Here is an 18553-nt window from a genome sequence, read left to right as displayed (position 1 = left end):
GCAATAGCATAATTTAGACGCGGCCACGAGGCTGGAAAATGGAGGTAAACAATGAAGAAAAAAATTAGTCTTTTACTTGTAGGTATGCTGCTGGTCATGGTTTTCGCAGGAGGATGCGGAAGCAAGGACGAAGGAAAAGAAACCAAAGAAGCTGAGGCTCAAAACACGGCTTTCCAAAAAGCGGAAGCGGATCTGGAGAAAGCGCTGGCTCCGCTGCCGGACAAGGACACGGGCGTCAAGCTGGCGGCCATCGAAAGTACACTGGCCAATTCTTTTTGGATTACCATGCAGGAAGGCTATGAAGCTGCTGCCAAGGAATATGGAGTATCCATCGATGTGCTGGCTACGGATGCGGAAGATGACACGGACGGGCAGCTGGATATTATGAACAATCTATTGGTTAAGGATTATGCCGGAATTGCGGTATCTCCCCTGACCGAGCAGAATTTGATCCCCGGAATCGCCAAAGCCAATCAGGACAAAGTAACAGTAGTAGCAGTGGGCAACGGTGTGGATGAGAATGCGATGAAAAAAGCAGGGGCTAAGATTGAAGCTTTTATTACCTCCGATTTTGAAGCTCAGGGAAAACTGGGCGCGGAATATATCATTGATAAAACGGGCGGAAAAGGCAAAGTAGCGGTCATCGAAGGCATCCCGGGAGCGACCCAAAGCGAGGCCCGCAAAACTGGAGCCAAGAAAGCCTTTGAAAAAGCGGGAATGGATGTAGCGGCAGTGAAAACGGCCAACTTCGATATGCAGAAGGCTTACGATGCTACAGTCGCCATTATGGAAGCAAACCCAGACGTAGTTGGAATTACCTGCGGAAATGATACCATGGCCCTGGGAGCAGTACAAGCTCTCAAGGAAAAGAATCTGAAGGACCAGGTCATGGTCGTGGGCGTTGACTTTATTGAAGAGGCGAAGGACTCCATCGTCTCAGGCGAGCTGGATGCTACTGTAGCCATGTCGCCGTATCTCTTTGGTAAAGCAGGTGTAATTACCCTTTTGAAAGCCATTCAGGGCGATGAACTGTCCGAGGATGTGATCTGGACGCCTCTCAGCTTAGTAAATAAGGATAATGTAGATTCTATGGAAGGATGGAAATAACGTGTTTGATCGAATATTAGGCGGCTTGATCGGAGCCGGTGCGGCGGATGCCATGGGAGCGGCCACAGAGGGAAGGACAACGAAGCAGATTGAGGAGTATTTTGGACATAAAGTAACGGACTTTGAGAAAGTGCCGCCGGACACCTTCGGCGCGGGCAATGAGCCGGGGCAGGTAACCGATGATTTCAGTTCCGCCTGGTTCATCGCTGACCATATTCTGAAAAATAAGGGACAGGTAACAGAGCAGGCAGTCAAGGCGGCGCTGATCGACTGGTCGGAGCACGCAGTGTTTTTCGATCGCTTTGCAGGGCCTACCACCAGGCTGGCCATCCGCCGGTTCAAGGGTGAAACAATTGAAGAAACGGGAGGCGTCAATCTGGTCTCCCGCCAGGCTACCAATGGAGCGGCGATGAAAATCGCCCCCGTGGGACTGATCAGCGGCGGAGACACCCGGCGCGCTATAAAAGACGCCATAACGGTTACCATGGTAACCCATGATAATTATCTGGCTTTATCGGGGGCATGCGCAGTGGCTGCTGCCGTAAGCAGGGCTCTGCTGCCGGATGCCGATCTCTACAATGTGATTCAAGCCGGTCTTTTTGGCGCAGAGCAGGGTGAACTGCGGGGACGGGAGATTGCCCGCGATGTGGCGGGCCCGTCCGTATGCAAACGAATGGAAATGGCGGTCGCCATTGGATTAGGTCCGGGCACAGAAGAAGAGAAGATGACAGAGATCAGCCAGAGGATCGGCACGGGTCTCCACATTTCAGAGGCTGTTCCGGCTGCTTTCGGATTTATCGCCGCCAGCGGCGGCAGGGCCATGGGAACTATAATCAGCGCTGTCAACGCCGGGTACGATACGGATACCGTGGGAACGATCGCAGGTGCTATCGCCGGCACGCTGCAGGGACGGCAGGCTTTTCCGGAGCATTTTCTGCCTACTTTGGAAAAGGCCAATGGGCTAAAGATCGAATCGCTGGCTCGGAGAATCCATCGATTGATACAAGAAAGGGAGGCGCAGGATGTATAATAAAACGCTGGGCTGCCTGCTGGGAGCCGCCATCGGCGATGCCATGGGCGCTGCCACGGAAACCATGTCCGCATCGCAAATATTAAAACAGTATGGCGCTCCGGTAAAAGAATTCAAAGCTCCGCCGCCCTATGTTCCAGCCAGGGGCAGAAGAGCCGGACAGATTACCGACGCTTTCAGCATACCCTATTTTCTTTTGAATGAAATTCTAGAGCAGGACAGCCAAATTACCAGGCAGACTGCAAAGCAGGCTTTGAAAAAATGGGGAAAAAGCGAATATTTTGAACCATTTGCCGGAATGACCACACGAAAAGCCGTAAAGCGGCTGAATGACAGTGAGCAGATGAGCGACTGGGAATTCGCGGGCCACTTGGGAAACAAGCTGTTCAAAGGCCACTACTATGCCCTGTCCTCCAACGGAGCAGCCTGCAAGGCGTTTCCGGCCGGACTGCTCAGCAGAGGCGAGCTGGATGCGGCCATCGAGTATGCCGTTGAAATATCCATGAGCTCCCACGATGATCCTTTGAGTATATCGGGTGCATGCGCCGTAGCTGCCGCAGTCAGCGAAGCCTTAAAGGCGAATACAACCGTATTTAATCTGGTCCAGGCAGGGCTTTACGGCGCACGAAGAGGTGAAGAGCTGGCGCGAAAGCGGCACGATATCTGGATCTACCCTGGGCCATCGGTGAAAAAACGAATCGATATGGCAATTGAGATCGCGCTTAAGGCCGGAGATCAAGCCTATATTCTTTCTCAGCTCAGGGAAAAGATCGGAAACGGACCGGCCATCGCAGAAACGGTACCAACTGTTTTTGGAATACTGATAGCTGAGCAGGGTGATGCTATGGAATCCATTTACGCTGGTGTAGGCATGGGGGATGAGACCAGCGCGGCGGCCTCCATTGCCGGAGCAATCGCCGGATGTTTCCATGGAGAAACGTGTTTCCCCCAGGAGCTGTGCAGCCAGCTGGAAGCGGAGAACCAGCTGCAGCTTATGCAGATGGCAGCCCGCCTCGGCGGGAGATAATTATTGTTCGTTTACACAATTTCAATGATAGCGGCCTCGCAAATTCGACTGGAAGATGCGCAGGCCGCTTTGTGGTAAAAATGATCTCAGCCAGAGAAGACAGTGACGGATGACCATTTTAATGCTATAATACCAGAGAATCAAACCGTTTTATGGCCGGATCCAGGCGGCCTGCCATAGAAACAGTGATAAAGGAGGTAAGGCAATGGCATTTATCAAAGAGAGCTGCGAAGATTTTGTGCAGGTTTTGGCCAGCAAAGAACCTGTGCCTGGCGGAGGCGGGGCTTCGGCGCTGGTAGGAGCCGTGGGAACGGCCCTGGGAACGATGGTGGGCTCCCTCACCGTAGGCAAGAAAAAATATCAAGCGGTGGAAACAGAGGTCCGGGATCTGATGGATCAGTCCCAAAAGCTGCAATCGGAGCTGTTGCAGCTGGTTCAACAGGATGCGGAGGTCTTCGCGCCTCTGGCACAAGCATACGGCATGCCAAAGGAAACCCAGGAACAGCGGGAAGAAAAAAGCGCGGTCATGGAACAGGCCCTCAAAGCAGCCTGTGAAGTTCCCCTTGCCATCATGGAAAAATGCTGTCAAGGAATTGATTTGTGCGGGAAATTCGCGGATAAAGGCAGTGCAATGGCAATAAGCGATGCGGGAGCGGGCGCAGTCTTTTGCCGGGCGGCTCTTGCAAGCGCCAGCTTGAATGTATACATTAATACCAAAGCAATGAAGGACCGGGAATACGCCGATACGGCCGACCGAAAAGCGGACGAAATGTTAAAGGATTATCTGGAAAAAGCCGATCGGATCCTAGAACAGGTTTTTTCCGCAATCAGATAAATCGATTTATGTGAGGTGAAAATAGGATGACACAGCTTTTAAAAGGAAAAGAAGTTGCCGATGCGCTGACAGAAAAATTGCAAAGCCAGGTGAAAGAGATGAAGGAGAAGGGGATCGCGCCGTGTCTCGCTATCATTCGCGTGGGCGAAAATCCCAGCGATCTGTCTTATGAACGAGGAGCATTGAAACGAGCGGAGAAAGTAGGCATCACCGTCAGGCAGTATGTGTATGATGAAGCGATTGATCAGGAAACGCTCATCGGCGATCTGGAGGGGATCAATCAAGATGACTCTATACACGGTGTCCTGATTTTTCAGCCCCTTCCAAAGCAAATAGACGATGGGGCCGTGAGAAAAGTACTCAAGCCGGAAAAAGACGTGGATGGAATAACAGAGGGGTCGCTTTGTGGTGTTTTTAGCGCATCCCATAGAGGGTTTGCACCTTGTACGGCCAGAGCTTGCATGGAAATTCTTAACTACTATGGTATTGATCCGGCCGGAAAGCGGGCTGCTGTCCTGGGGCGGAGTTTAGTGATCGGCAAACCGGCAGCCATGATGATCATGGAGAAAAACGGTACGGTAACCGTCTGTCACAGCAAGACTGGCGAGGCGCGGATGATGGAGATTTGTAAAGAAAGCGATATCATCCTTGCGGCCATGGGCAGAGCAGGAATGATTGACAGCCGATATCTGACCGGCAGCCAGATTGTAATTGATGTAGGGATCAATGTTGACCAGCATGGAAACTTATGCGGAGATGTGGATTTTGAATCCGCTTCCCGGCTGTGTGAGGCTATTACACCAGTACCCGGCGGCGTAGGGGCTGTAACGACAGCCGTGCTGATGCTGCAGGTGGTGGAGGCGGCTCAGCAGGAAATGTTCTGATAAAATAATTGGATGTACCGGTTTGTGTTTCAAATCAGCAAAGAGGTTCTTTTAGAGCCGTATGCTTTCGAAACATGAATCGGTTTTTTTTACTCCAGCAAGACTTAAAAGAATGAAACAAATTGGAATTGACATAAAACTCACAAGAATGTATTAATAATGATAAAACATTCGCGAAAAAGAGAAAATGGTGACGAAATGAGAATTTAATGGTATAATACGAAAGGATTGACCGATGACAGCATCGGCGGCAAAAGGGAAATGGGAAACGAGATTGGGAAAATACTATTATCATTTTAAGGAGGACTATATGGATTCATATGGTGTTTTAAGCGTTCTGCCAGTTCTGACCATTCTGGTGATCGCGGTGACAACAAAGCGGACCCTTTTTGCTATGGTCTGCGGGTTGTCGGTGGGCGCAGTTATTTTGGGAGGTATCAAAGGCTGCGTTGTCAATTGGTTCAAGTATGTTTATTCGTCCATGTCCAATGAAACTCTCCAGTGGCTGCTTTTGGTAATCGCCATGTTCGGAATTCTCATTGTACTGTTCGAACAGTCTCATGCGGTAAAGGATTTTGGATTCTGGGCATCCAAATTTATTCACAGTAAAAGACAGGCATTGACCGGTACGGCTATTCTGGGCGTGATCATCTTCCTGGACGATTACCTCAACAATCTGGCCGTAGGTACGACCATGAAAGGAATTACAGACAGACTGCGCATCCCCAGGACCCAGTTGGCCTTCGTCGTAAACTGCGTGGCGGCTCCGGTCTGCATCCTGATTCCCCTTTCTTCATGGGCGGTGTATTTCGCTGGTTTGCTGAAAGCGGAAGGAATCACAGTGGGCGGAAGTGGTATGGGCGCATACTTAAAAGCCATGCCACTGACCTTCTATGCCTGGATTATGGTTATCTTGGTATTCCTTCATGTTCTGGGCCTTTTTCCAAAATTGGGCATGATTAAAAAGGATTCAATCCGGGCCGAGGAAACCGGCGATGTGTTCCCGGTTGGCGGAAGCGTAGAAGCGATCGAGCCGGGATTTGAAGCGGAAGAGCTGCCGGAAGGCTACAAAGCCCGTCCATGGAACTTCCTGGTTCCTCTGATCGTAATGATCGCAGTTACTTTATTGTGCGACAGTGAGATCCTATATGGATCCTTTGCAGGCGTGATCGTTGCCTTCCTGCTGTATCTGGTACAGGGCAAGCTTAAGTTTAAAGAGCTGCTGACTTGCTGCTATGACGGCGTTCTCAGTATGGGATTTGTGCTGATCCTTTCGGTTCTGGCCTTCTCCGTTCAGGCCGTCAATACGGATCTGGGACTTGCTGACTACATCATCAGCATCACGCTGCCGATCATGAAGGGCGCGTTCCTTCCTGCGGTAGTCTTTATCGTTTGCGGTATCTATGCTTATGCGACTGGCTGCTTCTGGGATTTGGCCGCCATCATTCTGCCGCTGGTAATCCCGCTTGCTGCGGCGATGGATGTAGATCCAATTCTGGCTTCGGCTGCGGTTTTCTCAGGCGCTGCTTTCGGAAGCAACACCTGTCTTTATGGCGACGGCGTTATCATGTGCGCCCAGGGCTGCGAGATCAAATCCATCGACTTGATGTTCGCCACGCTGCCTTACGCTTGTATCGCCGGCGGCCTGACCCTGATTTTGTATCTGGTCTGCGGATTTGCAATGTAGAGGAGTTATTATGAAAAACAATTCGATTTTAGAAACATTATACCATCTGGACAATACCTTTGGTGTTTCCGGAAATGAAGAAGAGACAGCGGCGGCGCTGCGTAAAGAGATGGAAGGTCTGTACGATGAATACATCGAAGACCCGCTGGGAAGCCAAATCTTTATCAAATATGGAAAAGACAGAGACAGAAAAATCGTTCTCTCTGCTCATATGGATGAGATCGGCTTTATCATCAATTACATCGAGGATAACGGAATCGCCAGATTCCTGCCGGTAGGATATCATGATGACCGCACGGCTGTGAATCAGGATATGGTGGTTATGACCGACAGCGGGAAAAAAGTCTACGGCGTGACCGGTTCCAAGCCGGCGCATATCATGACGGAGGAAGATCACGAAAAGGTCATTAAAATTGAGGACCTCTTCGTTGATTTCGGAACCATGTCCAGAGAAGAAACCAACGCGCTTGGCGTTGAAGTGGGCGACTATATGGGATTTGCCAGAGAAGGCTACGTACTCAACGACGGCAAGTTTTATACCGGCAAATCGGTGGACGACAGAGCCGGGTGCGCAGTGCTGGTGGAGGTAATGAAACGTCTGCAGGATGCTGATCTTGAGCAGACCATCTGCGTCGTAGGATCGGTTCAGGAAGAAGTGGGGATCCGCAGCGGCGGCCCGCTGGTCACAAGACTGAATCCGGAGCTGTTCCTGGCCATTGATGTGACTCTCACCGGAGATACGCCGGGCGTGGAAATCAATAAATGTTCAGAAAAAATGGGTGACGGCCCGGGAATCAAATATTACGACTGGGACCCGATCCTGGGCGCCACCGGAAACAACGTTCCCCGCAAGCTGACCAGAAAGCTCATACAGACAGCGGAAAAACACGGCATCCCTTACCAGAGGGAAGTCATGACCGGCGGCGGTACAGATGCCTGGTCCGCAGCTATGGCCGGAGGAGGCGTTTTGGCAGGAGGCGTATGTATTCCGCAGCGTTATATGCATACTGCCGTTGGAACCATCAATATGGATGACATGGAAAACACAGTCCAGCTGCTGGTCAACTTCTTGAAGGAGTATTAAACCGATAGTTGGCTTCTAGGCAAAACCACGCATGATTTCTTGTTCATGGGGAAGCCTAAGCCTGCGATCGATTGCAGGAAAAGGAGAAAGAACCATGACAGAAAAATTAAAAGAAGCATTCCGCACTTATCCGCTGGCGGATATGGACGAGCTGGAAGAGGATTCCCAAGTCAACATTCCGTCCCAGCAGGATGTGGAGGATGCAAAAGATTGGGTGGACTTTAAAGAAATGTGAAAAACAAGAAGCTGTCTATCAACGGCAAGAAAGCTGTTGGTGGACAGCTTCAAAATTTTCTAAAATAAAAATTTTCGCAAAACCTATTCGAAACCAGCCTTTTGGAGGCCAATGTCCATATGAAATCACATGTCAGACAGGTGTAATCGAATTGTTATATAAAATTAACCACATATAAATCGCTTGCACGTACCTATGGACAGCAAATAAATGACGATTGCCAGCCCGGTTTGCTGCGAAAACAGCAAAATTTTCTGTTTTTCTATGGACTTTGAATCCAAATCAGGCCATTTCGAATAGAAATCGACAAAAAAAGTTTTTTGCCGATTGGTCCGGCCTGGCAGCACGCCCCATCGAAGCCCCAGATGCAGCAGTACTGCCCCACCTAAGCGGCCGATTGTTTGAGTGGGCCCCATTTGGGATATATAATAGGTAAAAACAAAACATGGAGGAACAATTATGATGACCTTTTGGGGTTTGATGATACCATTGATCGGAACGACGGCCGGTTCGGCCTGTGTCTTTTTCTTGAAGGGGAAAATTCGCCCATCCCTGCAGAAAGCGCTGCTGGGATTTGCTTCCGGGGTGATGATCGCGGCATCGGTCTGGTCCCTGTTGATGCCTTCCATTGAAATGTCCCAGAACATGGGCGGGCTGGCCTTCCTGCCGGCTGCTGCGGGCGTGCTGGTGGGCGTGTTTTTTCTGTTGATTCTGGACCGAAGCATTCCTCATCTTCATTTGGGAGCCAAGAGTCCGGAAGGACCCAAAAAAGAGAAGATGAAAAAGGCGACCATGCTGGTGCTGGCGGTTACTTTGCACAATATACCCGAGGGGATGGCCGTGGGCGTCATCTTTGCCGGGGCCCTTTCCAGCAGCAGTGAAATCACAATGGCAGGCGCTTTGACTTTGGCCGTGGGCATCGCCATTCAGAACTTTCCTGAAGGCGCCATTATTTCCATGCCCTTAAAGAGCGACGGCGGAGTGAGCCGGGGAAGAGCCTTTCTTTACGGAACGCTTTCGGGAGTCGTGGAGCCGGTGGCAGCAGTGATCACCATTTTGCTGGCCGGGCTGGTAACGCCGATTCTTCCTTATCTTCTGGCATTTGCCGCAGGCGCGATGATCTATGTGGTGGTGGAAGAGCTGATACCGGAAGCCAGCCAGGGAACCCACAGCAACATTGGAACCATCGGTTTTGCCGTGGGGTTTGTCATCATGATGGTTCTGGATGTGGCCCTAGGATAAAGCATCCTTTTTGATTTCCGGTTCCAAGCGGCCTCTGGTTGTGGTATAATAATCCCATCTGACTTGAGGGGGTGTACATATGGATCGAGCCTATTTAACGGAATTGATGAACCAGGTGGCTGCCGGCGAAAGAAAGCCGGAGGATGCGGTGGAAATATTAAAAGAACTGCCGTTTGAAGATTTGGGGTTTGCCAATGTGGATCATCACAGGAGCCTTCGGACAGGTTATCCGGAGGCTGTTTTTTGTCAGGGAAAAACGCCTTCGCAGATTGCTGCAATCATGAAAGAGTTGTCTGTGCATAATAAAAATATTATCGGGACCAGAGCTTCCAAAGCGGACTATGAGGAAGTGCGGCGTGTCCTTCCGGAAGCGGAATACCATGAGGATGCACGCATGATTGTCGTTATGCGGGATCCCCTTCCTCATCAGGATGGGTCCATCGCAGTGGTGACTGCCGGTACGGCCGACATCCCGATAGCGGAGGAAGCTGCCATCACCGCACAGGCCTTGGGTAACAAAGTGGACCGCATTTACGATGTGGGCGTGGCTGGTATTCACCGCCTCTTTGCCAAGCTGGAGCTGATCCGAAAGGCCAACGTGGTCATTGTGGTCGCGGGAATGGAGGGCGCCCTGGCCAGCGTAGTCGGAGGACTGGTGGAACGTCCTGTGATCGCAGTTCCCACCAGCATCGGCTACGGCGCCAATCTGGGCGGAATTGCGGCGCTGCTTTCCATGCTCAACAGCTGCGCCAACGGCGTGGGCATCGTTAATATCGACAACGGATTTGGAGCCGCATACCTGGCATCCAATATCAATCGCATATAGGAGAAAGTGAAGATGAACTTATATTTTGACTGCACCAGCGGTGTCAGCAGCGATATGATCCTGAAAGCGCTGATCGGACTGGGAGGAAAGGCCGATGAAGCGGACAAGCTGAAATTGCCCGGGCATTCCCAGAATTCGGCCCAACATGACCATGGGCACCATCATAGTCACAGAAGCCACCGGGAAATCATTTCGCTGATTGAAAACAGTGATTTATCCTCCGGGATAAAGAAAACCGTCCTTGCTATCTATGAGGTGATCGCAAAGGGCGAGGCTCAGGTGCACGGGACCACGGTTTTGGATGTACATTTTCATGAGGTGGGACGGGATCAGGCAATCCGCAACATCACAGGCATTGCCGCTGCTTTGGAAAGCCTTGGTGTTTCCCGAATTTATTGCTCGCCGATTCACGACGGAACCGGGTTTATCCAGTGCAGCCACGGCAGAATTCCGGTGCCGGTGCCGGCGGTTATGGCGATGCGGCAGACTTGCGATTATGTGTTTGTTACGGATGATATCGAGACAGAGCTGGTAACGCCTTCCGGGCTGGGGATCCTGATGGGGATCGGAGCCAAATATGCGGAGGAAATGCCTCCGGGAAAAATTGTTAAAACCGCAGCAGCAAAGGGAGGGCGTGACACAGGCAAAGAAGGCCTGAAAGCTTTCCTGATACAAGGAGAAGAAAAATGACAGATGCAAAAATGACGGAAGCGCCCAAGCCGGTTCGCAACGACGAACTGGTTGGGACCATAGCTGCCGTAAAGAAGGATGGTTCACAGGAAAACACCGTGAAAATGCTCAATGAAGTGGTGCGGGCCAAACTGCTGGCGCCTATCAATCTGGACAGAGATCCGGTGGTGGAAGGGGAAGACGGACAAGTGGTTTTGGAAAAAGACACAACCATTAGTTTTGAGTTGATCAAGGCCACCAATGGGGATCTGTACTATCCGGTGTTCACCCACGGCGAAGAACTGCGCAAATGCAGTCAGGAACAGAACCAGCACAGTATGATCGTTGACTTTGAAGATTTGGCGAATATGATTTTAAGCCAGGGTAAAGCGGTCCGCGGATTTGTAATTAATCCGATGGGCGATAATATTTGCTTTACACAAGAGATGATTCAAGGTATGATTGACGATATGAAAAAACAGGCCGATGAAAATCAGGCGTAAAAAAGGAGAAAAATTATGAGTCAGGAAGTATTGGCAGTTGTCGCAGGAGAAGAACTTACTCAGGCGGATTTTAACGAGTTTCTGCAGAAGATCCCCCAGGAGCAGAGGGCGTATGCGTCTCAGCCCCAGGCAAGAGAGCAGCTTATGGAGCAGTTCATCGCATCAAAGCTGTTCGCCAAGATGGGCGAGGACGAAAAGATAGATGAGACGGATGAGTTCAAAACCATCATGTCCAGCCTGAAAAAAGAGGTTTTATCCCAGATGGCCATGACCAGGGTTCTGGAGAGCGTGTCCGTATCGGAAGAGGAAGCAAAAGCCTTTTTTGATGCAAACGAAGAAAAATTTGTAAAAGGTGAAACCTTGCAGGCAAAACACATCCTCGTTGATTCGGAAGAAAAAGGAAATGAGATTTACCAGGCCATCGAAAACCAGGAAACCTCCTTTGAGGATGCTGCCGGAAAGTATTCATCCTGCCCGTCCAAAGAGAAGGGCGGAGATCTGGGTGAATTCGGAAAAGGCCAGATGGTCAAAGAGTTTGAAGATGCCGCATTTGCTGCGGAAATCGGCAAAGTGGTCGGACCGGTCAAAACCCAATTCGGTTATCATCTGATTAAGGTTGAACAGAAGAATGCTCCGGGAACAAAGACCTTTGACGAAGCTAAGAACGAGATCGCGCAGCAGATGCTGCAGCAGAAAAGAGCTGTCGCTTTCAACGAAAAGATCAATGAACTGAAAGAAACGTACATGGCTGACTAAGAAACAGCAGGAATAAATTGGGGCTGAGCGCATTCAAATGAGAGATGAATGCGCTCAGCCCCTTTTTCGGCAGAATGTCGAAGCGCGCTAGTCGAGTCCGATTGATCCGGGCCGGGAAAATTTTATTGAAAAGTTTTAGTTTTTACGCAAAGTTGTGGATTTGCGGGGTCTGATCTTGAGAAGAAGCAGGTTTTGGTGCTTCTGGCTGATTTTGAGAGGGTATAATCGTTGAAAACTGCGTAAATACTTGAATTTATTTTCATTTTTTTCCGGAAATATGAAATTTCGGCCGAGCCACACCACCACTGCTTCATACCCAGCTGCAATCTCAACACTGATATACAATATCTCCATTCATAATCGTACAGCAGACTTTCGTCTGGGCGATGGTCTTGGGATCGCAGGTCAAAATGTTCTGTTCCAGCACCACCATATCCGCTTTCTTACCCACCTGGATGGAGCCGATCATGTCCTCCATCTTCATTTCATAGGCGCCGTTGATTGTATAGCACTCCAACATTTCCCTGGCGGTAACCCCCTGTTTGGGATTTCTCGTATACTTGGGATCATTCTTTTCCCCCGGATATGGGGAGCACTGGGTCACGCCTACCTCGATCCCGCTGAGGGGACGGTAGTCAGGCTGCACCGGATAGTCCATGGAGCCTGTGATTTTGATGCCCGCATCCATCATATCGCGAATATGGTATTCCCGCTCAAACCGCTCGGTGCCGAACATCATTTCCTCCAGAGGCGAGAAATTAGGATCGTAATACCACCACAGCGGCTGCATGGTCCCAATAACCTTCAAATCCGCCATTCGCTGCATATCACTTTCCGTAATAAGGGTAACATGGGCGATCATGTTACGAAAATCCTTGTCTCCGTTAACCTTGCGCGAATACGCAAAGGCATCCAGGGCACAGCGCACTGCGCCATCGCCCATGGAATGAATTTGCACCTGATAGCCTGCCCCGTTGAGAAGAGCTGTAAATTCTTTGAGGCTTTCAGGGTCGCTGTAGGCATCGCCCTTAAAGTCCGCGGCTTCACCGGCCTCCGGCGCATACGGTTCCAGGAGCAGCGCGCTCTTGCCCTCGGGAACTCCGTCAAAGACCACCTTGGCCTGGGAAATCTTCTGAAAATCCGAATTAAAGGATTGATATTCATCCAGCCTGCTGATGTATTCCTTGGCCACGGATGCATCCACATTTCGCTCTTCAAAATTCATTGCGGTGGAATTGACTCTCAGCTTTAATTCGCCGTCCTTTTCCATCTGGTTGTACACTTCCCAGGCTTCCGTGTCCTGAATCGTTGCTGCGGCCACATCGATTCCGGTGATGCCGAAGGAGCTGCATTCTTCCTGGAACTTGAGGAAGGCATCGTGGAATTTTTTCTTTGTATGCTCCCGCTGAGGCAGATTTTCCATGAGAGAAATGCCATCGACAATAAAGCCCGTCGGCTCGCCGTTTTCATATTTGTAAATATTGGCGCCGCTGGGAACGGGCGTGGTGCTGTCCAGGCCGATCATTTCCATGGCCTTTGCGTTGAGCAAAGACGCGTGGCGGGACATGTCCGTAATGGACACCGGTTTATCGGGGCAGATTTTATTCAGCCACTCATTGGTGACGGCCCCGTCGGGAAAGGCATTGATATCCAAGCCGTCGCCGTAATACATGGGATTGTCCGGATGGGCATCGACAAAGGCTTGAAAAGCCTCTGTGTATGCTTCCATTGAGGGCGGGATGTTTTCAAAGCTCAAGGTCGTATCCGCATCGATTAAAGACATGACCTCATGGGTATGGCCGTCGATAAACCCCGGCGTAACGTATTTGCCGTCCAGATCGATCAATTTGGTATCTGCGCCCAAATAGCTTTCGACGCCGGCATTGCCGCCTACATAAACGATTTCGCCACCGATCACAGCAACTGCCTCTGCTGTCGTATCACCGACCATGGTCTGGATAACTCCGTTTTTCAAAATTAAATCAGCATGTTTCATAAATGGATCTCCTTTCTTGCGCCCGCCGGCCCATGGATGATAAGAACCGCAGGCTCCTGAACTTTTCCCATCACTTTGGTCAGGAAGCTTTCTATTTATAAAATAATCCTGACACCTAGTGTCAAGTCAACAGAATATTTTAAATTTTTTGCGTTTTAAGAGGCGTCGAAATTTAAAAGATGAAAGGGGTGCTTTTTTGATAAAAAATCACGTAATTGACAATAAATTTTGCTTGGGATAAAATAATAGAAACTTTGCATCCATTAGACCTAAAATGCCCAAATTATAGGGGAGAGGTAAGAATATGAGTTATCCCTTTTCGCTTAAAGAAGTAAGCAAAATGTTTGATATTCCCATTACCACATTGCGCTACTGGGAACGGCAGGGCTTAATCCATCTTCAACGAAACGATGGCAACAATTACAAAGAGTTTTTCTTTGATGACTTATCCTATGTCTGCGATATGGATATTTATCATAATCTGGGATGGAACAAAAGTGAGCTGGAAGACTTGTATTCCATGGATTTTTCGCAAATCGAGCAGACCCTTCGGGCATCCGACCTGCGGATCCAGGAAGAAATAGAAAAGCTCCAGGCCATGCGCACCAGAATCGAAAAGCGTCGGGCGGGCCTCGATCGGATACAGGAATTGGCCATGCGCCCCTACTCAGAGAGCAAACTGGGAATGGAAAAGATCGTTTCCACGCCCAATGATAAAGAGGCGCTCATCAAGTATGGCAAACCCCTTTTGACCGAATTTGTGGCGATGATTTCTTTAACCGGAGATCAAGAGACATTGGAATACGGTTTTTCTGTGCCCAAAGATTTTTCGTATGGAAAAGTTCTGCTGCAAAAAGGCAGGACCGATGCCAGCTATGTCGTTTTTTTGCTCAAAGCTCCCGCAAAAGAGCTGGTGTTTCCATACAAGATTGAGTCTCTGCGGCCTTACATTGAGCCCCATGTCCGAAATATCGCCCGGCTTTATTCAAAGCCCAAAGAGCTCTTGTGCCACTTCTTGCTTACGGCCTATGATGAAGAGTTCCAAGGACCTTGCTTTTATAATGAAGTTTATGCGCAGCTGTAACAGGTGGCGCCTGCTGGAAACAGAGGTGTCCGGAAATGTGGCGGCTTACTTGGCGAAACCTTTGCAGCATGGGGAAATCTCCTCTTGACAAATTCCGTAAATCCGTTAAACTAGTTCTATGCAATAAAATAGAAGGCAGTGAAAAAGAGGAGTAGGGAAATAGTCCTTAACAGAGAGAAGATCCGCGGCTGAAAGATCTTTAAGGGAAACGTTTTCTGAAGGTTGCTTTGGAGTCTTCGTGCCGGCAAATGAGGGCCGCGCCTTAACAGGCTGCGGAATAAAGGTGGTACCGCGGAATTTCCGTCCTTTAGAGCTTGAAGGGCGGTTTTTTTATTATTAGTTTTTGGGCAGGTTGGGTAAAAAACGAAAAAAGCTTTAAAAATTTACGCTTTTTTCAACGATTGAGCCCCCTCAAATTGGCTGATCAGCGGCCAAACACGCTGCTTATCAAGATAAGGCTTAGCGAACCCACAACTTTGCGTAAAAATTACGAACTTTAACTAAATTTTCCCAGCACCCAGCACCCGGCCCGGCCGCCGAGGCTGCCAAAAACAAAAAATAATGCAATTTCTATTCGAAATGTGCCTTTTTGAAACCAAAGTCCATATAAATTTGGCCGTTTTCAGCGAAAATGGGCCCACTGCCGAGCATTTTACGGATGGTTAGCGCAAACTTTCGCCAATAAATGCGTCACGCACTGCAAACTAGTAGCTTGCGAAAGAGCGAATTTGAGAAAAATTCCATTTATATATGGACATGCACCCGGATTTTGCCCATTTCGAATAGAAATCGGCAAAAAAACTGAAAACAGGCCCTGGCAGGCCGCCGAGGCCGCCGGCGCAAGCAATAGATTGAGACAAATGCGGGCGCAGCTTGCAAATTCATTACAAATAAAAGGAGAAGAAAGAAATGGAGAAAAACCTGGCAAAGACATATAATCCAAAGGATTTTGAGGACCGCATCTACGCCATGTGGGAAGAGAGCGGAGCCTTTAAAGCAGAAAGGGATCCGGGCAAGAAACCATTCACAATCGTGATGCCGCCGCCCAACATTACCGGACAGCTGCACATGGGACATGCCCTAGACCAAACCCTTCAGGACGTACTGACCCGCTTCAAACGGCTCCAGGGCTATAGCGCTCTGTGGCTTCCCGGCAGCGACCACGCCAGCATTGCCACAGAAGTAAAAGTCGTAGAAAAGCTGCGAGAAGAAGAAGGCGTTGAAAAAGAAGAGATCGGCAGAGAAGCCTTTCTCAAGAGAGCTTGGGACTGGAAGCGCATTTACGGCGGCAAGATCACCAAGCAGTGCAGAAAGCTGGGCGACTCCTGCGACTGGAGCAGAGAACGCTTCACCATGGATGAAGGATGTAACAAAGCGGTAAACCACTTCTTTGTCAAGCTCTACGAAAAAGGATACATTTACAGAGGAAACCGGCTCATCAACTGGTGTCCGGAATGCGGAACCTCCCTGTCTGACGCCGAAGTAGAACACGAAGATAAAAACGGCAGCTACTGGTATTTCCGCTATCCGGCGGCTGACGGCGGCGAAGGAGTAGTAGTTGCCACATCCAGACCGGAGACCATGTTCGGCGACGTGGCCATTGCTGTGCATCCGGATGATGAGCGATACAAAGACCTTGTGGGAAAGAACGTGATTCTGCCGCTGGTTGGAAAAGAAATTCCCGTTATCGCTGACCCATACCCGGATCCGGAAAAGGGAACCGGAGCCGTGAAGATCACCCCGGCCCACGACGCCAACGACTTTGAAGTGGGACAGCGAAACAATCTGGAAAGCATCTGCTGCATAAACGAAAATGCCACCATGAACAGCCTGGCCGGAAAATACGAAGGCATGGATCGATATGAATGCAGAAAAGCCTGGGTAGCCGACCTGAAAGAAGCCGGTTATCTGGTAAAAATAGAAGAAAAGGTAATTCCGGTAGGCGGCTGCTACCGCTGCGGAACTACCATCGAGCCCATGCTGTCGGACCAGTGGTTCGTAGCCATGGAAGAATTGGCAAAACCGGCCATCGAAGCTGCCAAAACCGGCAAGCTGATCCATGTGCCGGAACGCTTTGAAAAAACTTATCTCCACTGGCTGGAAGAGATTCGGGACTGGTGCATTTCCCGTCAGCTGTGGTGGGGACACCGGATTCCGGCCTGGTACTGCCAGGATTGCGGCGAGATCATCGTAGCTGAGTCGGCGCCGGAGAAATGCAGTAAATGCGGCAGCACCAATCTCAAGCAGGACGAAGACGTGCTGGACACCTGGTTCTCGTCGGCTCTGTGGCCCTTCTCCACCCTGGGGTGGCCGGAAGAAACTGAGGACCTCAAGTATTTTTATCCCACCGACGTTTTGGTGACGGGCTATGATATCATCTTCTTCTGGGTTGTGCGCATGGTATTTTCCGCCCTGGAAACAACGGGCGAATCACCGTTCAAATATGTTTATGTCCACGGCCTGGTGCGGGATGGAGAAGGCCGCAAGATGAGCAAATCCCTGGGCAACGGCATCGACCCCCTGGAGATCATCGACCAGTACGGAGCGGACGCCCTCAGGTTCATGCTCACCACCGGCATTACGCCGGGCAATGACATGCGTTTTAAAGAGGACAAGCTGGAAAGCTCCAGAAACTTTGCCAACAAGCTGTGGAACGCCAGCAGATTCGTAATCATGAACCTGCAGGATGAGGACGGCAACTTTAAAACCATGAAGAACAACGGACTGCAGGATGAAGATAAATGGCTCCTTTCCAGAGTGAACGACGCGGCAAAATACGTGACGGAAACCATGGAAAAATTCGACCTGGCTCTGGCCGGACAGCGGGTTTACGAGCTGATCTGGAATGAATACTGCGACTGGTATATCGAAATCGTAAAGGGGCGGCTCTACGGGGACGATGAAGCGGATAAAGAAACGGCCCGCTGCGTGCTGGTGCGGGCGCTGAAAGACATGCTGCGCATGCTCCACCCGTTCATGCCATATATTACGGAAGAAATTTGGGGATTCCTGCCAAAGGATCAGCCGGCCGAAGATAACCCGCACAATTTCCTAATTAAAGAACGCTGGCCCGTATACGATGAGGCCCTGACCTATAAAGAAGAAGTGAAGAAGCTGGAGATGGCCATGGACGCCATCCGCAGCATCCGTAACATCCGCGCCGAAGCCGACGCAGCACCCAGCAGAAAGCTGAGCGCCGTCATCCTGGCACAGGGACAGCAGCTGGATACAGTAAAAGCCGGCGAACGGTATATTAGAAACCTGGCCAACATTACCCAGATCACCTTTACCCAGAGCAAGGATGAGGTACCCGAGGAGGTTATGTCCGCTGTAATCACAGGCGCGGAAATCTTCGTCCCGCTGGATGATCTGGTGGATTATAAAGCAGAATTCGAACGGCTTACAAAGGAAAAGAAGAGACTGGAAGGGGAAGTAAAGCGGCTTACGGGCAAGCTTTCCAACGAAGGTTTTATAAAGAAAGCTCCGGAAAAAGTAGTCAACGCGGAAAAAGAAAAATTAGCAAAATATGAAGACATGCTGGCCAAGGTTTGTGACCGGCTGGCAATGGTGGAAGGAAAGTTTTAAGGA

At 50.1% G+C, this 18553-nt stretch carries 16 protein-coding genes; 15 read left to right on the top strand and 1 reads right to left on the bottom strand.

What is annotated here, in order from left to right; translation table 11 throughout:
• Positions 1–51: 51 nt before the first annotated feature.
• From NIA71_RS10205 to NIA71_RS10145, 13 genes are all read left to right on the top strand, one after another.
• Positions 52–1107: a substrate-binding domain-containing protein gene (locus NIA71_RS10205; RefSeq protein WP_148396967.1), complete on the top strand. Its 1056-nt coding sequence runs from the start codon at positions 52–54 to the stop codon at positions 1105–1107.
• Between the two features lies 1 nt (position 1108).
• A complete protein-coding gene (locus NIA71_RS10200; RefSeq protein ID WP_148396966.1) occupies positions 1109–2137 on the top strand; it encodes an ADP-ribosylglycohydrolase family protein in 1029 nt (342 codons plus the stop codon).
• Positions 2130–3164: an ADP-ribosylglycohydrolase family protein gene (locus tag NIA71_RS10195; protein ID WP_253020343.1), complete on the top strand. Its 1035-nt coding sequence runs from the start codon at positions 2130–2132 to the stop codon at positions 3162–3164. The genes NIA71_RS10200 and NIA71_RS10195 overlap by 8 nt, the downstream gene beginning before the upstream one ends.
• Positions 3165–3369: 205 nt before the next feature.
• Positions 3370–3999, top strand: coding sequence for a cyclodeaminase/cyclohydrolase family protein (locus tag NIA71_RS10190; protein WP_148396964.1), 630 nt, complete (start codon positions 3370–3372; stop codon positions 3997–3999).
• A 26-nt stretch (positions 4000–4025) separates the two neighbouring features.
• Positions 4026–4883, top strand: a complete 858-nt coding sequence (locus tag NIA71_RS10185) for a bifunctional 5,10-methylenetetrahydrofolate dehydrogenase/5,10-methenyltetrahydrofolate cyclohydrolase (protein WP_227755567.1) — start codon at positions 4026–4028, stop codon at positions 4881–4883.
• Positions 4884–5193: 310 nt separating this feature from the next.
• On the top strand, positions 5194–6570 hold the full coding sequence (locus tag NIA71_RS10180) for a Na+/H+ antiporter NhaC family protein (RefSeq protein WP_148396962.1): 1377 nt from the start codon (positions 5194–5196) through the stop codon (positions 6568–6570).
• A 10-nt stretch (positions 6571–6580) separates the two neighbouring features.
• A complete protein-coding gene (locus tag NIA71_RS10175; protein ID WP_148396961.1) occupies positions 6581–7654 on the top strand; it encodes a M42 family metallopeptidase in 1074 nt (357 codons plus the stop codon).
• A gap of 94 nt (positions 7655–7748) precedes the next feature.
• The gene (locus NIA71_RS10170; RefSeq protein WP_148396960.1) at positions 7749–7889 is read left to right on the top strand and encodes a CDIF630_02480 family spore surface protein; all 141 of its coding nucleotides are present in this window, start codon (positions 7749–7751) and stop codon (positions 7887–7889) included.
• 459 nt (positions 7890–8348) lie between these two features.
• The gene (locus NIA71_RS10165) at positions 8349–9131 is read left to right on the top strand and encodes a ZIP family metal transporter (protein ID WP_148396959.1); all 783 of its coding nucleotides are present in this window, start codon (positions 8349–8351) and stop codon (positions 9129–9131) included.
• Between the two features lie 79 nt (positions 9132–9210).
• Complete coding sequence (gene larB, locus NIA71_RS10160; RefSeq protein WP_253020342.1) at positions 9211–9957, top strand: nickel pincer cofactor biosynthesis protein LarB; 747 nt, start codon at positions 9211–9213, stop codon at positions 9955–9957.
• Positions 9958–9969: 12 nt separating this feature from the next.
• Positions 9970–10647 carry a nickel insertion protein gene (gene larC, locus NIA71_RS10155; protein ID WP_253020341.1) on the top strand — a complete coding sequence of 226 codons (678 nt, stop codon included), beginning with the start codon at positions 9970–9972 and terminating at the stop codon, positions 10645–10647.
• On the top strand, positions 10644–11129 hold the full coding sequence (locus tag NIA71_RS10150; RefSeq protein WP_148396956.1) for an SseB family protein: 486 nt from the start codon (positions 10644–10646) through the stop codon (positions 11127–11129). Before larC ends, NIA71_RS10150 begins: the two co-directional genes overlap by 4 nt.
• A 15-nt stretch (positions 11130–11144) precedes the next feature.
• Positions 11145–11885, top strand: coding sequence for a peptidylprolyl isomerase (locus NIA71_RS10145; protein ID WP_148396955.1), 741 nt, complete (start codon positions 11145–11147; stop codon positions 11883–11885).
• A 328-nt stretch (positions 11886–12213) separates the two neighbouring features.
• On the opposite strand, the gene NIA71_RS10140 is transcribed toward NIA71_RS10145, so the two are convergent.
• Entirely contained in the window at positions 12214–13881 is a 1668-nt protein-coding gene (locus NIA71_RS10140; protein ID WP_253020340.1) for an amidohydrolase, read from the bottom strand.
• A gap of 304 nt (positions 13882–14185) precedes the next feature.
• On the opposite strand from NIA71_RS10140, the gene NIA71_RS10135 reads away from it, so the two are divergent.
• Both NIA71_RS10135 and NIA71_RS10130 read left to right on the top strand, forming a co-directional pair.
• On the top strand, positions 14186–14965 hold the full coding sequence (locus NIA71_RS10135; protein ID WP_148396953.1) for a MerR family DNA-binding transcriptional regulator: 780 nt from the start codon (positions 14186–14188) through the stop codon (positions 14963–14965).
• Positions 14966–15874: 909 nt separating this feature from the next.
• Complete coding sequence (locus NIA71_RS10130; RefSeq protein WP_253020339.1) at positions 15875–18550, top strand: valine--tRNA ligase; 2676 nt, start codon at positions 15875–15877, stop codon at positions 18548–18550.
• Positions 18551–18553: the final 3 nt, after the last annotated feature.

The sequence above is a fragment of the Ihubacter massiliensis genome (assembly GCF_024125305.1).
In the GTDB taxonomy this organism is placed as follows: Bacteria; Bacillota; Clostridia; order Peptostreptococcales; family Anaerovoracaceae; genus Hominibacterium; species Hominibacterium faecale.
This window is presented reverse-complemented; position numbering and strand designations above follow the sequence as displayed.